Genomic DNA, 16,479 nt, shown 5'->3' on the forward strand with positions numbered 1-16,479 from the left:
CCATTTCTTTTTTATATTATCTACATGTGTTCAACTATTGCCTCTTCTATGCGGCGTTTCACTTCCGCTGCTATCTGCACTGTCTTCATATCCTTATATTCTTCATAATATATAGGGGGCAAGTATATGATCTTGACGGTTAACGGCTTTATTGATTTCTCATCAAACGGCTTGAATGCATCTATCAATGCACATGGAACTATCGGGCACTTTGCCTTTTGAGCACTTTTAAAACTTCCACCCTTCAAATTCAGCAGATTGTTACCCTCGCGACTTCTGGTACCTTCCGCAAAGATAAGAAAGTTCCTTCCAGTCTTTACTTCTTCCGTAACCTGTTGTATCACTTCCATCGACTGACGGATATCGTCCCTGTCCATGGAAATGGAACCGAGAGCCTTCATTACCTGCTTGAGTAATATGACATTCTGTGCTTCCTTCTTAATAACAAAAGCGAAAGGTACCGGACTGGATTCCAAAAAAGCCAGCACATCATACAGCCCCTGGTGATTAGGAAAGAATATGAACCCGTTCTCCTTGGGGATATTTTCCAGTCCAAAGGATTCTATCCTGACTTTTCCGGCTCTATTAGCTGCTATGGTTGCCCTTTTAACAACAGCATATGCCTCTTCATAAGTTTTCTTACTGCTTTTTCCATACCACCATATTTGAAAAAGATAATAAGGCACTTTCAAAAATAATCTTAAGACCATCATCATAATTCTATACATGCTATCTTCTTCCTGCCTTTTATACTTAAAAGATTATATTTGTCTATACTTTTCCAATGCCGTCTCGTACAAGTTGCTTCCTTGCGAATCAATCACAACAATAACGGGAAAATTCTCTACCTGCAATTCACGAATCGCTTCCGTGCCGAGGTCTTCGTATGCGATTACATTCGAACTTTTAATAGAACGCGACAGAAGAGCTCCCGCACCTCCTACAGCTGCAAAATACACTGCTCCATTACGTAAGATTGCTTCCCTGACTGCTTCCGTCCGTTTGCCTTTTCCAATCATTCCTTTTAGGCCCCTGTCAAGAAAATCCGGGGTATACTTATCCATACGGCTTGCGGTAGTAGGCCCTGCGGAACCGATGGGTCTGCCCTCACGCGCAGGTGAAGGCCCCATATAGTATATGATATTATTCGTAAGGTTTATAGGAAGTTCCTTCCCTTCTTCCAGAGCTTCATACATTCTCTTATGGGCAGCATCCCGGGCCGTATAAATAGTTCCGGTAATATAAACATAATCTCCGGCTCTTAACTCCCTTGCCTCTTCACTGCTTATGGGTGCATTTATATACTTATCCATTTTATCCACAATCCTCTCACTCTAACAAGAGATAGTCAACAGCTTCTAAATAATCCTTACCGCATGCCTGTTTACATGGCAGCAAATATTTACAGCTACCGGAAGTCCGGCTATATGTGTAGGATAGGTATCTATATTGACCGCAAACGCAGTGGTACTTCCTCCAAGTCCTCCGGGACCGATTCCCGTCTTGTTAATTTTCTCAAGCAACTCCTCTTCCATTTCCATTATATAAGAAATATCCGAACGTTTGCTCACCGGTCTGGTAAGCGCCTTCTTCGCCATCAGGGCGCACTTTTCAAACGTACCTCCGATTCCCACACCCACTACCATGGGCGGGCATGCGTTCGGGCCTGCGTCTTTTACAGCAGTCAATATCGCTTCTTTTACTCCCTCTATACCGTCGGAAGGCTTTAACATGAACACTCGGCTCATGTTCTCGCTGCCAAAGCCCTTCGGGGCTACGGTAATTTTCACCTTGTCCCCCGGCATAATTTCATAATGAACCACAGCCGGAGTATTATCCTTTGTATTTTCACGAATCAGAGGGTCTTTTACTACCGATTTCCTTAGGTAGCCTTCTTTATATCCTGCCCTCACACCTTCATTGACCGCATCCTCTAAAGCACCGCCTTCGAAATGAACCTCTTGACCGATTTCCATGAAGATGACCGCCATTCCGGTATCCTGACAAATGGGAATCATATCCTTTGCTGCAATCTCAAGGTTTTCTTGTAACTGGCATAAAACCTGCCTTCCCAAAGGTGCCTTTTCCGTCGACGCAGCCTTATTCATTACTGTCTTCATATCCTCCGACAAATAATGATTGGCCTCTATACACATTTCTTTTATATTATCCGCAATAACGGACACTTGTATCGTTCGCATAAATCAACCCTTCAATCATTCAACGATTATCTTTCGCACTTCGTCAAGCTCTTCTCCCGAAGGTTTCATCGCTTTCCATCCTAACGTCTGTCCGTCATCCTCGTAGCGGGGAATCAGATGCAAATGAAAATGGAATACCGTCTGTCCGGCAGCTTCTCCATTGTTCTGTACCAGGTTAAAGCCATCACAGTTTAGCTTCTGGGTCATACCCGACGCTAACTTTTTAGCGAGCAGCATAACTTTTGTTGCCGCTTCATCCGGTAATTCATATAAATCGCGGTAATGATTCTTCGGCAAAATGAGCGCATGGCCCTTAGTAGCCGGTCCCAAATCCAAAATCACCTTGAATTCTTCATCTTCATAGATTTCTTTCGACGGAATGTCTCCGTTCGCTATTTTACAAAAAATACAGTTGTCGTCTCTCATATATATAGTCGCACTCCTTTGAACTATTGCCTGCACCGTTAAAACGGCGGGAACAGAAAATTAAAATACAAAAATATGGTCCAAGGTACGAAGCACCTTGAAATCGCCTTTCAGCTTCGTCACACCGGACATAAATGCCCTTTGGAATGTCATCCTCGCATAAATAATATCATCCAATATCTGAGAGTTTAACTGCAATTCCACATCCGCATGATCCACGGTACCATAAGAACATTGCAAATCCGCATTTTCCACTTTAATAATCAGATGTTTTTTCCGTCCTTCGATAATGATTCTATATACTGCTCGGAAGCCGGGCTGAGGGCTGAAACTCTGCTTGAATTTTTCAATGACCTCTACGCTTTCTTCTCCGTCCGCGTTATCTATCAAGTTTCTGAAAATACTGGTAAGCTCCTGGATATCCTCCTTCTGCCGCTGCACATATCTGTCGTCGGAGGCGTATTGAGAAAGCTGCTCCGTTTCCTGCGGAGTCAAATCCATCTGAACCCGCGATACCGCCTACTTAATCGCCTGATTGCTGGCGGGGAGGCTGGCCATTTTCTGGTTTATTGTCCGGTACATATTTTCCGCTTTTTTTTCTATTAAACTAGCATATTCCGCATTCGTCTCCAGCAGGGAGGTATCTGCTATATAACCGCAGATGCCGCTGCAGGGGAGTCCTCCAAGAATCTCCCATGCGGAGGCCAAATTAAGCTTTCCTTCTCTCTCTCCATATGTGGTAGACATTACGATCGGACACATATATATACCGCTTATCTTCTCCTTATCGCCATACAACCAGCAGGAATCCAAGAATTGCTGCATATACCCGCCTATCCCGTACCATTCCACAGTAGTTGCGAGAATAATGCCGTCCGCTCCCTTTAACGTCTGGGGCAAAGTCGTAATGCTGTTTTTAAGCTCAAATAAATTAAAGCGCTCTACCTTAACTCTAAGCTCCTCCAATACCTGCTGTATTTTATTAATCACAAATAAGGTAGGATCATCGATCAGTCCTCTGCCGCCGTAATAAATATTGATTTTCATATAAAAATTTTCCTTTCCTTAAAGCTTCGCTCAAGCCGCATCTTCGTTACTCTTTGTCCGAGATTTGCCCGAAAATAAAAGCCATATTATAAATGCAGTCCCAACACCGCTTAAAAATCCGCCGATATGCGCCGCATTATTTATATTTGTCCCCACAAATCCGCTGTATAAGGAATAAAAAATCATAAATAATAATCTGCTTAGTGTAATCTGTTCCAAATGTCCTTTGTGGATGAGTACCAAAAATAACAGCGCGCCTATCACACCGAATATGGCGCCGCTGGCACCTGCCGACATTGCATAATTACTCGTATATAGCTCATAACTCATAGACAATAGATTTCCGAAGATTCCTGACACGAAATATATGACTATATATTTCACATGTCCAAAATGCTTCTCAACCACTTCTCCCAAATAATAGAGCACCAGCATATTGCTTACCAGATGATTTATATCCCAGTGCAAAAATATGCAGGAAAAGATACGATAATACTCTTTGTCGGAAAAAAAGCCGGCAACACTGAATGCTCCTATATTATATAACAAATCACCGGTGAATGTACATATTAGAAAAATAACGATATTGATAGCCACTAAGGAAATCGTGATAAAGGGAAGCTTTTGATAGTCCCGCATTCGCGGCGCCTGAGCCTGCGGCTCTTGCCAGACAGTTTCAGAAAGGTGCAACAGCCAGTATTCCAGCTTACTGCGCATTCCATAAAAGTCGCTGACTTGGTTTTCATATACAATAAGACGTTCTTGAAGAGGGTCAATCAGCCAGCATAAGGAATCCTCTTTGCACAATTTCTTCGCCTTCTCATAATCCGCACATAAAATTAAAGATAAAATATGAATGTTCGTAATCCCTTTTTCTCCAAAAAGTTCATGTATCTTTTTCTTTATATGAGTATATTGATCCTCCGAAATATATAACTCATTTCTATAATCAATAATATGAAAAACATTCACATAATTATTTTCCATATGAAAATAGATTGTAAATTCCGGCAGATTGGATGGAATTTTATTATAGCCTTCTCCAGTAAGAAAATGCTCCAGCTGTTCTTTTACCATAATGTCTCCCGACTATTATTACCTTTAGGAAGCAAAAAATCACACTTCTTAAATAATGAATGATGCTACTTATCAAAACGGGTGCCTTCCCTCATTTTGATATGATACTATGGTAAAGGGTAACATTTTCAAATATTTGTGTCAATGAATTTAATCCGGTGAATCTGGTCTACCGGTAACAAAATGCCATCTTTCCAAATCTCAACTCATCTCCCGCTTCTATTCCTGCCGTTTCATTCGGTTCCAGACGCAGCCCGTTCTTGAAAGTGCCGTTTGTTGAATTGAGATCCGTCACGTATATATTCTCTCCATCCTTCGTGAACCGCGCATGTATTCTGCTCATCGAACTGTCCTTAATAACAAAATCCACACCTCCCACCATCTTTCCTATCGTGCAGGGTAGCTTATTTAGGTCAATATGATACTTATTTCCTTTATTTGTTCCATATAATTTATTTTCTATGCTGTATAAAGATGTCTCTATAAAAACAGTGCTTCCATAAACGTCTTCCTTCTCTCTTCCTCTCTGCAGAGAATCCTCCCTTTCTTTCTTCGGCTGGAAATACGCATTCACCGCCATATATTGCTGCGGTTCTTCGTCTTCTTCCTCTATAATTTTTCTCTTTTCATCGCCTCTCTTTCCATACCTCCTTCCTCTGACAGGTGCCATAATAAGCGATAGCAGCAAAAATGAAGAAACAATAACGAGCGTTATTATTCCGGCTACCGTCAATACTGATTCTTCTATTGATAATATACAAAAATATCTGATACAAAAAACGCTCACCATTGTACCTATACAAAGGAGTAATAGTACTCCTGAAATGATCATATTGCCCTTTTCCAAGGTTCTTTCTTCTTCATTCTCATCCTTGGTATCCTCTTCCTCTATCTCTGCACCTGGCCAAGCCCGACATACTAATTCCTTCTGTTCATTTGCAATTCTTTCCGTTCTGATGCCCTTTGCTTCCTCAGCATCGTCTGTTCCCCGGCCATCTTCATCTTTCCCATCCGCGGCACTATGACCGGCGGGCTCATGAAATAATTTCATAATCTCCGGCAATATAAAGTTTTCATCCTGCATATGTTCATATATTTTATAGATTATCTGTACCGTTCTCTCATTTTCCCTATCTGCCTTTTCCAGCAGAAATTCCGCAAGCGGCATTATCGGCGTATCTCCATCTCCCGGATAATACACGAAAAAAAACTCCTCTCCTTCAGGATCTGCATAAATATATTCCGGGGAAAACAAAAGACGATTATCCTCCAGCAGATATTTCCCTACTTCCCTTGAAGCCTCGAGAAGGTATTCAAACAATTGAAACATCTGCTCATACTTCATTCCCCCCCTCTCATAAAGGTTCTTTATACTTTGCTTGGAGCTTATTTCATAGTAAAAATAAATCTCATCGTTTATATTCCTGATGCTGCATGGAAGAAGATATTTCATCTTGTTTCCCGTAATCATTTTGTTTTGATATTCATTTTTATACCCCATATCCTCTTTGGTGAACGGGGAATCAATAGTTGAAAGATTACCGGTACTTCTCAAAATCAAATAATTATGACTTAAATCCTTATAATATTTAGCATCCATCACCCAACTAATCCTCCCCCATACCTCGCAGCCCCTCTCCTGCCTTTTTTATAAGGCGGATTCTACGTATATATTTTACGGGATCGTTTCGATCCGCCTGTCCTACAGCCGTTAGCACCCATCCGTTTGCAGTTTTTCCTTTTAACTTTACAACAACCTTTTTATCGCTTATCTCTAAACTTTTTTCAAGTTGCCTCATTCCTATATATTTATTGCCGAACTGTTCCTTACCCAATTGCTCTATATATCCTCTTACTGCGCTTTCATCCTCCTGCTTTCGGATACTACCCCTGAATGCAAGAAGATAGGCATCCTGAGAAAGGATACATCTGTTATAAAGAAAAAAAGAAAGATATATTAAAAGTGCTATCAAAAGAATAATCGTGGGTATGAGCATAGCAGCCTCCACCGTTAAATATCCCCGCATCTTTTTTTTATAAAAATCAGACAAAAAATACAACCCCCAATCCCGCAGCAAGGAATGGCATAAAAGGCATCCTGCTTTTCCCTCTTACCTTTTTAAACATAAGCAAAACCAGTCCGACAATTGCCAACAGAAATAGTCCTGCCAAAACAGCAAAGGCACATTCTCCAAACCCCAGAAATACTCCTAATACGAGGACTACAACGCCGTCACCATACCCTATGCTTTCTCTCGTACAAAGACTGAGTCCCAACATCGCCGCCCCGGGAATCAGAGAATACAAAAATGAATATAGTTCAGGTTTCTGAATAACTGCCGCAGCAATTAAGGACAAAAGCCCAAATGCCGCCATGAGAAGAACCGGTATTTCTTTTTTTCTTATATCAAAAATACAGCACATCATTATAAAGGCTGCCGCCATATATCTCATGTCCATTTTCGCTTGTATTACACTCCTTTTCCTTCACCTTATTTTGACAATTGCAAAGCTTGTAGCCTCCGTTAGTTTTATAGACCATTTCATATCCTCGCAGATGCCTTTATCAGTCCTTCCTTATCCGCATTTGGAGCACTTGCCCTTTCCGCCTGTTTCGGATAAGTGAACGGCATAAATCGTCCGCTTTAGTCCAGAACACTTCAGAGAATTATGGTATCGGTTTCCCTGCGAGGTAATGTATAAAACTCCCTGAATCCCGGCTCTGCCACATCTTTCGCACGCGTGATACTTTTCTCCTTGTTCATTTCGTATATTATCCTTTTGAAAAGCAGAAATCATATTTATGGAGGGACACAAATACGTACAGTTTCTCGATGTATGATACACTACACCATTCTCAGCAATGAACACAATCGGGTCATCTTCCTGTCCCCCTTGTCCGTTTTCCACATCATATCCTGTCCAAGCCCGTCCATAATATCTGTTTTCCATAGGAAAATCAGCGAATCCGATAATTCCGATGAGCGGCTTTACTTTGTAAGAAACGATGAAGTCAATGACATCGTCCTCCTTCATGACGGAAGATTTAACAAAATGCAATCCCGCCGCTCCGGAGGAAAGACAAGTATTGTTCAGATAGTCCGTTCCGAGTATACGGATTACCCTGCCTCTCGCATACACCTCCGACATAGCGATAGAGCTCATTTCATCGGGAAGTGAGAACCCCAATTCTTCTACATTCTTATAAGCATATCCGCAAAAAGCCATTTGGTTGCCGGTCTGATGTATTGCTTCCTCAATATTCCCATGGAGTCGGAGCATATCAAAAATGACCAGAATATTCATTATAAAAAATAGAAAGAAGGGGACTGCGAGCGCTGCCTCCACCGTCATACTGGCCTTACAGTTTAAGAAGGGGAAGAACGATGTCCTTTTTTCGGACTTCATTTTGAATAGCGAGAGTTTGTTAATTAGAATTGTACATGAGAACATTGCCCGGAGAATTGCTTGATTTTTGATATGATTATAGTTTTTTGCTTTCTTTATCCAAAAAAAGGACACCGTTTTTCCCCTCCTTATCGCATAATTGGTTTGCAGGCAATCAGTCGTAGCCATACCTTTTTCTTATGTCGAAGTGATAGCCGAATCCGCTGGAAACCGAAATATCAGCCAGGAAGCTATCAAAGCAAGCATCCATTCGAAAATAAATGTTGCCGGGTGTTATGCGTATATCCATTTCCATAACGTCCATGGTACGCAGCTTTTTCGTGTTATCCTTTTCCAGAAATAACATAATTCTTAAGTATTCCACGTAGGAAAGTCCGCTTTTCCCATTATCCTCATCGGGTATGTCTCCGCTGAAATTCGCCACACTATCGATATCTGTTTTCCAATCCGCTCTGGTTTTTAGTATCGGAACCTTACCGCCGTTTAAAAGACATCTCACATCGTATAGGCTCTCCATATATGCCCATGCGAATAAAATGGAGTATTTAACCGGCTCAGTTAATGCCGGAACCTGCAGGACAGCCGTAAGACTAAGAGCCAGGGCTCTCGCTTGCGCACACTTTTCAGAATCAGACAAAATATAAATTACATTGGAGACCTCCCTCCAAGTCAAAAGCCTCTTTGCTACTCTTTCCAAATTCTCTTTATCGGAGCTTCTTCCTTCAAGGATATATTCAATCTGATATTTCAGCAGAGATTTATCCAATTCTTCCCCATACCTGCTGCATTTTTCGATTAAATACTCATCAAATAAAATATTTTCGACAGCACCATCCGTACTTGATTCCGGCGAAGGTCCTATTCCTCTGTATAAGGCTCTATGGGATATGTAGTCCTCTGTATGAATGGCGGAACCTGATAGAAAAGAGGTATCTTTTAATACCAGTGAAAGAATACTGCCTGCTCTAAACGCATTTACTTTATCCGCAGGATTGTTAAGCGGTATTTCTATTTCCTCATCATTTTCATTCATTTTTTTCGGAAGCTCTATGGCATCTATCTGCGCCTGAATGTCGTTCCTTTCTCCTTCTATATCCCTTGTATCCAATCCGAGACTTTCGAACGAAGGAATATTCGCCGATACATGGCCGATTAATTCTGCAAGCATTCCTTCTGCGGTACTTTCTTTCATATAGGCTAGTGCTTGTCCTTTCATCACATCACCATTATTGTCCGAAGCGATGGAGTATTCCGAAAGTACCGCCTTATCCACAGACAAAGCCAGCCAGTCCCGTACATTATCAGGTCCTCGTTCCCCGACCGTGAAATTTTTCTGCATATAATTCCTAATGTGCTGTGCGGACTTTTCCGCAGAAGGCGATGCCGTTCCATATGAGCTGTCCACAAAGAGTAAATCATATTGTTCCAAAAGCTCTCTGTGAAACTCCGCCAGTACGCTGTTCATCCCTATATCTGCTGCGCATTCACTTTCCATCCTGATCGTATTGATTCTTGCGCCTTCTACCAATGTCAGCAGCAGCGACAGGAGAAGCGCAAGGGACAGAGAAAGATATACTGTGAGATAACCATTTTTTGTACGTTTCTCATATTTCATGTGATAATCGTATTACTATCTTCGGTAATCTTATGAAAGACATTTGTTACTAGCGTTTGAAGCTGCCTTTTAAAAATGATTACAAGGCCTATTAGAACTACCAAGATCAATATAATTTCTACCGTCCCCAATCCGTCTTCTTCCCAAATAAAATTCTTAAAATTTTTTAATTTTCTTTCCATATTCTTGTCTCTCCCATATTTCTACATTTTTATTTGTTTCAATTTCTGCTTTTATCCTTTACTTTTACACCTCTTGCCCTCTTTGGCTTACTCAAAATTAATAGTTAAAAGCCCTTCTGAATTTCCTGATTCTTCTACTAAAAAGAAAAGGAAAAGTAAGCAGGCACGATAATGAGCACCACCACGATGCCAAGCATGAGCATCATCGGAAGCAGCAGCTTTGTCCCCGCCTCCTCTCCCAGCTTTTTAGCCGTGTTTTTTCTCTCTTCAAAAGCATTTACCGCTTCCTGACGCAAGGCCGTTAATATTCCATTGCTGCCCTTTCTTAGATTTTGTATTAAAATATTGCTGAGCTTTGTATACTGCGACAGACGGCATCTCTTACCGAAGTTCTCATATGCGGATGCTTCGGAAATCCCGTTATCTAATTCATAGCAGGTAATAAGCATTTCTTCATACACATAACGAAAATTATTTTCCTTCCCATAATCATTTGCAATCTTGCAAAAGGCGTTGCGTATCGTCATCCCTGCTCCCATATAAAGGGTAAGCTTACTTATAACGCCTGGATAATCCAACAGCATCTGGCGGTTTCTTTGCTCTGCTTTTTCTTTTAAATCCCTATCCTGAAGGAAATAAATTCCCAAGGCTCCTATGCACACAAGAAGGAATAAATAACCACTGCTGTCTTTTTTTATTTCCGTCCATCGCAGCTTTATATTTTCTACCGCATCGGGCAGTTCCATATGCTGCTCTTTACCATATAGCTCTTCCCGCTCTTTTAATGCCTCGTAAATCTTTTTTGTTATTATTTCCTCCTCAGAATAAATCGGAGGAAGGATACGGACAGCAAAAAGATTCTCCTGCCTGTAATCGTCATAGGTGAGTACGGCTGTAAGATTTACCAATTCTCCATTCTCCTCCACCTGTTCATTGATAACGGTGCCATCCGTATATACCAGTTCATAGTTGTCACTGTCCCAAGAAATCCGGAAGGGATACCCTTCTATTTTTCGTGCCAGATTGAGCTTACCCCTTATCTCTTCCTGAGAAGCGTTGCCGTTTAACATGATGTCCGGCAGAAGCTTTGAGGCTTCTTCTGCCAGCCTATGAACTTCTTCCCTTTCATACTTGCGCTCATGAATCGTCAAACGAAATTTCTGATTGCTTTCCTCCTCTCCCTCCGCGATTTTTGCCTGTAAATCAGCCTCTATACTTCCTGCCCCGTAAGTATTCCTCTGTATATACCTCCCGTCCGTCAATACCCCTTCGTTTTGGCTGTTTAAACTTAGGACTATCGCAGACACATCCCCAATAAAAATTAAAAGGAGTACGAGACTGATTTTACGGATGAAATATCTATCCGCAAGGCTATTATAAGAACGGTTCTTTTTCCTTCCCACCGCCTCTTTTGGATGCAGCATTTCCAAATGACTTTCTGCTTTATCAGAGAAAAAAAGCTTTTTATCATAACATTTCTTATATATGTACATCCCCATTTCTTCAAAAGGCTTTTTTCTATTATGAAGCTCCTTTTCTCTATGTCTTGCAGAAATAAAGAATAAGACAATATAAAGGACCAGTACCATTATATAAACGATCACCATTTTTATTATTCTCCCTTCAATGCTGGAAATACTTCCCGTTCTCTATTTCTATATTTCGATATTGACGATTTTCCTCGAAATCATCACAGCAGTGATATACGCCGCCAAGCAGGCGGTCATTATAATTATCCCCGGCAAGTTGTGATACAGTACATTAAAGAAGCCTTTTGAGGCAGCTTGTATATATAGAACGATTCCGAACGGAATGACATTCATAATCTTTTGCTCCATCTGCCTTGCCGCTAACAATACTTGAATTTCCTTTTCTGTTTCCGCCTTTTCTGTTATTATTGCAGCACTCCTCTCTATAATTTCCGTCATATTTCCTCCGCTTCTTTTTGCTGCAGCAAAAACCTGAGCAAATTCCAGTACATCTTCTGTCTGACTCCTCTTTGCAAAATCATATAGGAGCTTTTCTAAAATCATGTTATTTCCAAGACCTGTTCCTATGATATATAGTTCTCTGCAAATGGGACTATTCTTGCCGTATAATAGAATCATATCCGCATATGCCTGTCGAAAGGAATTCTCCATCGAGTAGCCCGCCTTTTGGTTTGCCGATACGGATAGTATCGCATCCTTAAACTGCATCTGTATTTCCCGCTTTTTCCTTGAGGCTGCAGACTTTTTCTTTTCCCTCACGTAAAGGAGGAGTAAGGGGGAGAGGAAGATTACCGCCCATAGAGAACGGTAGAAGAAGATGGCAAGCGCGAATATGAGTACTGCCCCTTCTACAATGCTTTTTAAGTTTTCTAAGCCGATTCCTTTTTTATTCGCGAGATATGCCCGCTGCTTTAAGCTTTCCGACATGCGTCAGCTCCTCCTTTCTTTTTAGCATTCCGATTACCCTTCCATCTTTATCCTCTCCTTCCTCTTCAAAGGAATATAAGACCGACAAACGGATTTTGTCGTCTTCATACCCTATTATTTCCACGATTTCCAATACTCTTCTGCTCTTATCTCTAAGCCGCCCTAAATGAACAATAATATCTATACCCGAGGCCATTTGCTGTCTGATCGCGCAAATAGGCAAATCCATTCCCATCAGAACCATGGTTTCCAGCCTGCTCAGCATATCTGCACAACTATTAGCATGTCCTGTTGACATGGAGCCATCATGTCCTGTATTTAGACACTGCATCATGTCGATTGCTTCCCCTCCTCGTACTTCCCCTACGATAATTCTGCTTGGCCTCATGCGAAGACTGGTTTTAATTAAATCCCTTATGGTAATCTCCTTACAGCCCTCTACGTTTGAATTTCTCGTCTCCATTTTCACTATGTTGGGAATATTCTTTATCTGAAGCTCCGCGTTGTCCTCTATGGTAATGATTCTTTCTTCTTGTGGAATGTAATAAGATAGTGCGTTTAAGAATGTTGTTTTTCCTGATCCGGTCCCTCCGCTAATAAAAATATTGTATTTCGCTTGAACCAGCTTCGACAAAAACCCGGCTGCTTCTTCCGTCAGTGTGCCGAAGGCGAGCAAATCCTTCATCATAATCGGATTGTCGGGAAATTTTCTTATGGTTACAATTGGACCGTTTAGAGCTACCGGACTAAGCACCACATTGACACGGGAGCCATTTTCCAGTCTGGCATCTACGATGGGTGAAGCTTCATTCACCGTCCGGTTACAACCTGCTACCATCTGCTGAATGACATCCTCCAGTTTCCCGGTAGATTCGAATTTCATTTCACAGCGGCACACGCTTCCTCTTCTCTCAATAAATATTTCATCCGGCCCATTGATCATAATTTCTGTAATACTTGCGTCATCTACGAGTTCCTGTAAAATATCCAGTTTCCTTATGGAATAAAAAAGTTCCTTTCTAAGATGCTTTCTTTCCTCCAAACCAATCGGCCGCCGCTTGCTTTCCCCTATGATCAGTTCGTCGATCACATCCTTAATCTCTTCATCCGGCATTTCTCTCGAAAAATCGATTCTTTCTAAAACCAGCACTTTTAGTTTGTTTTTTATTTCATCTTGTCTGTTCATAAATATCTTCCTCGACAATTTTTTTCACATAGCCTGCGAGTTCTCCATGGGTGAGCTGATCCAAGCCATCCGGAAGCCTGTGGAAAACGGGCAGGCTCCACTTTTTTGTCTTCGCCGCCACATCTTCGTAGTCTGACATGCACAGCATCGCTTCATATTGTTTTATTTTAGCTGCAGCAAATCCGTCTTCCCTCGTTATCGTATAGACTTTAAAGCATTGCCGCAGTATATTAAAAAGTCCATTCATCTGCTCTGAAAGATCCAGAATCAAATACTCATAGGAGGTAGAAGCTTCGACTTCCCGAAATAAATGCAGCCATTGTTCCCCTGTTACTCCGCATAAATCCTGATAGGAAACTACTGGGGGAATGAAGTCCATACCGTTTATCGACTGTACCATTCCCGCCAGCCGATACGCCAGCTTTTCTCTTTCGCAGTTGAAATAATAGAGTACATCGGTAATATCTACGCTGAATTCTCGGTTCAGCAGATAGCTCAACCCCGAATAACTCTCGAAGTTCATGTACAAAACCTTATGTTCCTTCGCCAATATCTGACCCATGGTGAGAGAAAAAGTAGTTTGCAGACACCGTCTGACGGGGGTGTAATTTCCGATAATCTTTATCGGACTTCCCGATTGCAGCCGCCTGGGAGCCACTTGCGCATTTCCCATGTAGTTTTCCATGATTTCCCGAAAAATTCCTTCTGCCGACTGATATTTATTGATGTTCTTAATTCCCTCGCCCGCCTCATTTCCGCTTTCGTTCAAAAGAAGGATATGCGCAATCGGAAGCGCCTTTATTTCCTCTTCATAAGAACCTTCTGCAATGAGTAAAAGCTCTATTTGTGTCTTGCTGCTGAATTTTCTAAGCGCTCTTTCGTTTGTAAAGGCACAAATTGAGAAGGGAAGAAGTTCCCTGTTTTCCAGATATTCCACGAGCCGGTAAAGATACTTCTCTTCCTTGTCGCAAACCGCTAAAACTTTTTGAGTCACAATAATATAATTCCTCCTTTTAACAGCATTACGCTGAGCATAATCGGCAATGCAAAATGTATTTTTCCTTTATTTCTCTCTTTTCTTTTTTCCGGCTCATTACTTTGAGCGAACTCATTCTTATGAGTTTCATATAACTTCCATTCTTTGTTCTTGAAAACGTCGCAGACATACGACAAAAGATACCTTAACCGCTGCAAAAAGTTTTTTTCTGCAGCCATTTTCAGCAATGAAAAAACAGCTCCTAACAGAAATGATATAAATACACAAATAAAAATCTCTCTTACTGTAAAAAAACTTCCCATTACAGATAGCAGTTTCACATCTCCAGCCCCTATGACTCCTATCATAAAAAGCGGATATAATAAAAAGATGGGAATCGTCATGGATACAAGGGCCTTTATGAACCCTTCGAAGCCTCCGATCCAGACCGTATATGGCATTCCTGTCATAAATAAAACAAGAATCCATTCATTATAGATTTTATCGAAGAAAAAATCCATAATCACCGCTGCCATCAGCAATACTAAAATCACAAAAATAATACACATCACTCCTTTTTTTGCATACATGTAATATATAATCGTTTTGAAAATTTGGAACGAATCGGACTCGTGAAAATCATTTCCTCGCCTTTGTTCCCAGAAGTACTGCTTTAAAGAATTTTGCTTGAACTGTAAAATGAATTATAATTGTTAAAAAACAGCTTGTCCAGTGCTTTCTATAAAAAAATAAATCTTTGTAAGTTCTTCACAAAAGAGTATATAAATTTATCCCGTAAAGCATAATGAGGCCCGGAAATCCGAGGATTCCGGATGTCAAAACTGTAATTGGATTGATGCCGATCGCAATGGAAAGGCCTTGAGAAACGAGGAAACCGTTTACGAAAAAGGCCGCTGCCGTACCGACCACCGCCCGCAGGATAAAGTTAATAATCCATTCCTTTTTTTTGCGAAATGCACCTATGAGAAGCACAAGAATGCACGATGCAGCTATCATGATTGCGCCCATATAATTATCCATTTTTTAACCTTGCTCCTTCCGGCCTTATGCCCCGCAAATTCGGTCCTTTGCTTTACAATATATGACCTGTACTTTTTTCTTATTCCATGAATATTTGCTTTTATAGTGTCTATACTTAGAAAAAGAGGAAATTATTGGAGAAGTTTTTTTATGAAAAAGAGGTGTTTGTATGAAAATCTGCTTTAGTCAGGCTATTTATCACAATCAGAACATCAGCGAAAAAGAAATGCAAAGAAACAGTATTTTGGCGGATATCGAAAAAACCCGCTGCGCCTTGGAGGATGCTTATGCCGGTTTTGACAACGTGACCGATCCAGATTTAATCGACTGCTATATATATGAGGTGAACTCTGTTCTGAAAAGATATAAATTCTTATTAGAACAGGCAGCAAAAATTAATTTGCTGCCTGAAGAAGAGCTACACCCGGAACCCGCGATCAAAGCCTTGATCGGTTAGATTCTCGTTTAAATTATTTTTACCGTAGGTCAATCCTGCATAAACTGTCTGAACATTTTCCATAACCGGTCCGGAAGTATCCATTTCGCCTAGCTTTACGTAAGCTTTGTGAAGACCCCCTATCACTTTTTCAATGTGATCGAGCGGTTCCGTGATATTCCGGACCTCTGCTCTTGCCAATTCTCTGTTCACATATAAATAAAGCTGTAAGAAGTTCATCGCTAGGCTCTGGTCGAAGTTGAGAGAGGCTAAAAGCTCATTCACACATCCCCTTGTCTTGCGGATAGCTTCCCTGAATCCCAGTCTATCCTCTTTGGCATGCGCCGCTCTTCCTTCCCCGGTATAAACTAAAATCATTTCATACAAAATCGTAATGAGTTGAGTCTTGTTCGCCTGCGTTATTTTCAAGGTATATTCCTGTTTCAATTCTTTCGTCATACATCCCT

21 protein-coding genes are annotated in these 16,479 nt (G+C 41.1%); 1 reads left to right on the forward strand and 20 read right to left on the reverse strand.

Going from position 1 to position 16,479, the window contains the following annotated elements; genetic code table 11:
- Positions 1 to 20: 20 nt before the first annotated feature.
- The 19 genes from CC90_RS0115290 to CC90_RS0115380 all read right to left on the reverse strand — a co-directional run bounded on the left by CC90_RS0115290 (position 21) and on the right by CC90_RS0115380 (position 15,576).
- The gene (locus CC90_RS0115290; RefSeq protein WP_031391613.1) at positions 21 to 728 is read right to left on the reverse strand and encodes a lysophospholipid acyltransferase family protein; all 708 of its coding nucleotides are present in this window, start codon (positions 726 to 728) and stop codon (positions 21 to 23) included.
- Between the two features lie 33 nt (positions 729 to 761).
- A complete protein-coding gene (locus CC90_RS0115295) occupies positions 762 to 1,313 on the reverse strand; it encodes a Fe-S-containing hydro-lyase (RefSeq protein ID WP_031391614.1) in 552 nt (183 codons plus the stop codon).
- 45 nt (positions 1,314 to 1,358) lie between these two features.
- A complete protein-coding gene (locus CC90_RS0115300) occupies positions 1,359 to 2,201 on the reverse strand; it encodes a fumarate hydratase (RefSeq protein WP_031391615.1) in 843 nt (280 codons plus the stop codon).
- Positions 2,202 to 2,216: 15 nt separating this feature from the next.
- Positions 2,217 to 2,627, reverse strand: coding sequence for an HIT family protein (locus CC90_RS0115305; protein ID WP_031391616.1), 411 nt, complete (start codon positions 2,625 to 2,627; stop codon positions 2,217 to 2,219).
- A 60-nt stretch (positions 2,628 to 2,687) separates the two neighbouring features.
- Positions 2,688 to 3,128: an SCP2 sterol-binding domain-containing protein gene (locus CC90_RS25375; RefSeq protein ID WP_330373240.1), complete on the reverse strand. Its 441-nt coding sequence runs from the start codon at positions 3,126 to 3,128 to the stop codon at positions 2,688 to 2,690.
- An 18-nt stretch (positions 3,129 to 3,146) separates the two neighbouring features.
- Positions 3,147 to 3,674 (reverse strand): hypothetical protein, encoded by a 528-nt coding sequence (locus CC90_RS25380; protein ID WP_330373241.1) that lies wholly within the window; start codon positions 3,672 to 3,674, stop codon positions 3,147 to 3,149.
- A 30-nt stretch (positions 3,675 to 3,704) separates the two neighbouring features.
- Positions 3,705 to 4,751: a rhomboid family intramembrane serine protease gene (locus tag CC90_RS23270; protein WP_051869639.1), complete on the reverse strand. Its 1,047-nt coding sequence runs from the start codon at positions 4,749 to 4,751 to the stop codon at positions 3,705 to 3,707.
- A 169-nt stretch (positions 4,752 to 4,920) separates the two neighbouring features.
- Positions 4,921 to 6,351 (reverse strand): DUF6382 domain-containing protein, encoded by a 1,431-nt coding sequence (locus tag CC90_RS0115320; protein ID WP_031391618.1) that lies wholly within the window; start codon positions 6,349 to 6,351, stop codon positions 4,921 to 4,923.
- A 7-nt stretch (positions 6,352 to 6,358) separates the two neighbouring features.
- Entirely contained in the window at positions 6,359 to 6,802 is a 444-nt protein-coding gene (locus CC90_RS0115325) for a pilus assembly protein (RefSeq protein ID WP_031391619.1), read from the reverse strand.
- A complete protein-coding gene (locus tag CC90_RS0115330; protein WP_157837556.1) occupies positions 6,795 to 7,205 on the reverse strand; it encodes a prepilin peptidase in 411 nt (136 codons plus the stop codon). The genes CC90_RS0115325 and CC90_RS0115330 overlap by 8 nt, the downstream gene beginning before the upstream one ends.
- Before the next feature lie 123 nt (positions 7,206 to 7,328).
- Positions 7,329 to 8,105, reverse strand: a complete 777-nt coding sequence (locus tag CC90_RS0115340) for a hypothetical protein (protein ID WP_132038569.1) — start codon at positions 8,103 to 8,105, stop codon at positions 7,329 to 7,331.
- A gap of 208 nt (positions 8,106 to 8,313) precedes the next feature.
- Positions 8,314 to 9,774 (reverse strand): DUF5702 domain-containing protein, encoded by a 1,461-nt coding sequence (locus CC90_RS0115345; protein WP_031391622.1) that lies wholly within the window; start codon positions 9,772 to 9,774, stop codon positions 8,314 to 8,316.
- The gene (locus CC90_RS0115350; protein ID WP_031391623.1) at positions 9,771 to 9,956 is read right to left on the reverse strand and encodes a Flp1 family type IVb pilin; all 186 of its coding nucleotides are present in this window, start codon (positions 9,954 to 9,956) and stop codon (positions 9,771 to 9,773) included. The genes CC90_RS0115345 and CC90_RS0115350 overlap by 4 nt, the downstream gene beginning before the upstream one ends.
- 137 nt (positions 9,957 to 10,093) lie before the next feature.
- On the reverse strand, positions 10,094 to 11,563 hold the full coding sequence (locus CC90_RS0115355) for an immunoglobulin-like domain-containing protein (protein WP_051869644.1): 1,470 nt from the start codon (positions 11,561 to 11,563) through the stop codon (positions 10,094 to 10,096).
- A 48-nt stretch (positions 11,564 to 11,611) separates the two neighbouring features.
- Positions 11,612 to 12,373, reverse strand: coding sequence for a type II secretion system F family protein (locus tag CC90_RS0115360; protein ID WP_035315764.1), 762 nt, complete (start codon positions 12,371 to 12,373; stop codon positions 11,612 to 11,614).
- Positions 12,333 to 13,559, reverse strand: a complete 1,227-nt coding sequence (locus CC90_RS0115365; protein ID WP_031391626.1) for a CpaF family protein — start codon at positions 13,557 to 13,559, stop codon at positions 12,333 to 12,335. Before CC90_RS0115365 ends, CC90_RS0115360 begins: the two co-directional genes overlap by 41 nt.
- Entirely contained in the window at positions 13,543 to 14,553 is a 1,011-nt protein-coding gene (locus CC90_RS0115370) for a P-loop NTPase family protein (RefSeq protein ID WP_031391627.1), read from the reverse strand. Before CC90_RS0115370 ends, CC90_RS0115365 begins: the two co-directional genes overlap by 17 nt.
- On the reverse strand, positions 14,550 to 15,104 hold the full coding sequence (locus CC90_RS0115375; protein ID WP_051869645.1) for an A24 family peptidase: 555 nt from the start codon (positions 15,102 to 15,104) through the stop codon (positions 14,550 to 14,552). Before CC90_RS0115375 ends, CC90_RS0115370 begins: the two co-directional genes overlap by 4 nt.
- A 199-nt stretch (positions 15,105 to 15,303) precedes the next feature.
- The gene (locus CC90_RS0115380; protein ID WP_081906025.1) at positions 15,304 to 15,576 is read right to left on the reverse strand and encodes a pro-sigmaK processing inhibitor BofA family protein; all 273 of its coding nucleotides are present in this window, start codon (positions 15,574 to 15,576) and stop codon (positions 15,304 to 15,306) included.
- 169 nt (positions 15,577 to 15,745) lie between these two features.
- Here CC90_RS0115380 and CC90_RS22490 point away from each other — a divergent pair, with 169 nt between their 5' ends.
- Entirely contained in the window at positions 15,746 to 16,033 is a 288-nt protein-coding gene (locus CC90_RS22490) for a DUF2508 family protein (protein WP_035315766.1), read from the forward strand.
- On the opposite strand, the gene CC90_RS0115390 is transcribed toward CC90_RS22490, so the two are convergent.
- A complete protein-coding gene (locus CC90_RS0115390) occupies positions 15,995 to 16,471 on the reverse strand; it encodes a flagellar export chaperone FliS (protein ID WP_031391631.1) in 477 nt (158 codons plus the stop codon). The two genes, CC90_RS22490 and CC90_RS0115390, sit on opposite strands and share 39 nt — an antisense overlap.
- Between the last annotated feature and the right edge of the window lie 8 nt (positions 16,472 to 16,479).

The sequence above is a fragment of the Kineothrix alysoides genome, from assembly GCF_000732725.1.
GTDB lineage: Bacteria > Bacillota > Clostridia > Lachnospirales > Lachnospiraceae > Kineothrix > Kineothrix alysoides.

Bases quoted from the DNA above. Each gene is read 5' to 3' on its own strand.
- CC90_RS0115300 (WP_031391615.1), bottom strand. From the start codon at position 2,201: ATGCGAACGATACAAGTGTCCGTTATTGCGGATAATATAAAAGAAATG.
- CC90_RS0115350 (WP_031391623.1), bottom strand. From the start codon at position 9,956: ATGGAAAGAAAATTAAAAAATTTTAAGAATTTTATTTGGGAAGAAGAC.
- CC90_RS0115380 (WP_081906025.1), bottom strand. From the start codon at position 15,576: ATGGATAATTATATGGGCGCAATCATGATAGCTGCATCGTGCATTCTT.
- CC90_RS25375 (WP_330373240.1), bottom strand. From the start codon at position 3,128: ATGGATTTGACTCCGCAGGAAACGGAGCAGCTTTCTCAATACGCCTCC.
- CC90_RS0115355 (WP_051869644.1), bottom strand. From the start codon at position 11,563: ATGGTGATCGTTTATATAATGGTACTGGTCCTTTATATTGTCTTATTC.
- CC90_RS0115330 (WP_157837556.1), bottom strand. From the start codon at position 7,205: ATGAGATATATGGCGGCAGCCTTTATAATGATGTGCTGTATTTTTGAT.
- CC90_RS0115295 (WP_031391614.1), bottom strand. From the start codon at position 1,313: ATGGATAAGTATATAAATGCACCCATAAGCAGTGAAGAGGCAAGGGAG.
- CC90_RS0115390 (WP_031391631.1), bottom strand. From the start codon at position 16,471: ATGACGAAAGAATTGAAACAGGAATATACCTTGAAAATAACGCAGGCG.
- CC90_RS25380 (WP_330373241.1), bottom strand. From the start codon at position 3,674: ATGAAAATCAATATTTATTACGGCGGCAGAGGACTGATCGATGATCCT.
- CC90_RS23270 (WP_051869639.1), bottom strand. From the start codon at position 4,751: ATGGTAAAAGAACAGCTGGAGCATTTTCTTACTGGAGAAGGCTATAAT.
- CC90_RS0115320 (WP_031391618.1), bottom strand. From the start codon at position 6,351: ATGGATGCTAAATATTATAAGGATTTAAGTCATAATTATTTGATTTTG.
- CC90_RS22490 (WP_035315766.1), top strand. From the start codon at position 15,746: ATGAAAATCTGCTTTAGTCAGGCTATTTATCACAATCAGAACATCAGC.
- CC90_RS0115360 (WP_035315764.1), bottom strand. From the start codon at position 12,373: ATGTCGGAAAGCTTAAAGCAGCGGGCATATCTCGCGAATAAAAAAGGA.
- CC90_RS0115375 (WP_051869645.1), bottom strand. From the start codon at position 15,104: ATGTGTATTATTTTTGTGATTTTAGTATTGCTGATGGCAGCGGTGATT.
- CC90_RS0115290 (WP_031391613.1), bottom strand. From the start codon at position 728: ATGTATAGAATTATGATGATGGTCTTAAGATTATTTTTGAAAGTGCCT.
- CC90_RS0115340 (WP_132038569.1), bottom strand. From the start codon at position 8,105: ATGACGGTGGAGGCAGCGCTCGCAGTCCCCTTCTTTCTATTTTTTATA.
- CC90_RS0115305 (WP_031391616.1), bottom strand. From the start codon at position 2,627: ATGAGAGACGACAACTGTATTTTTTGTAAAATAGCGAACGGAGACATT.
- CC90_RS0115365 (WP_031391626.1), bottom strand. From the start codon at position 13,559: ATGAACAGACAAGATGAAATAAAAAACAAACTAAAAGTGCTGGTTTTA.
- CC90_RS0115345 (WP_031391622.1), bottom strand. From the start codon at position 9,774: ATGAAATATGAGAAACGTACAAAAAATGGTTATCTCACAGTATATCTT.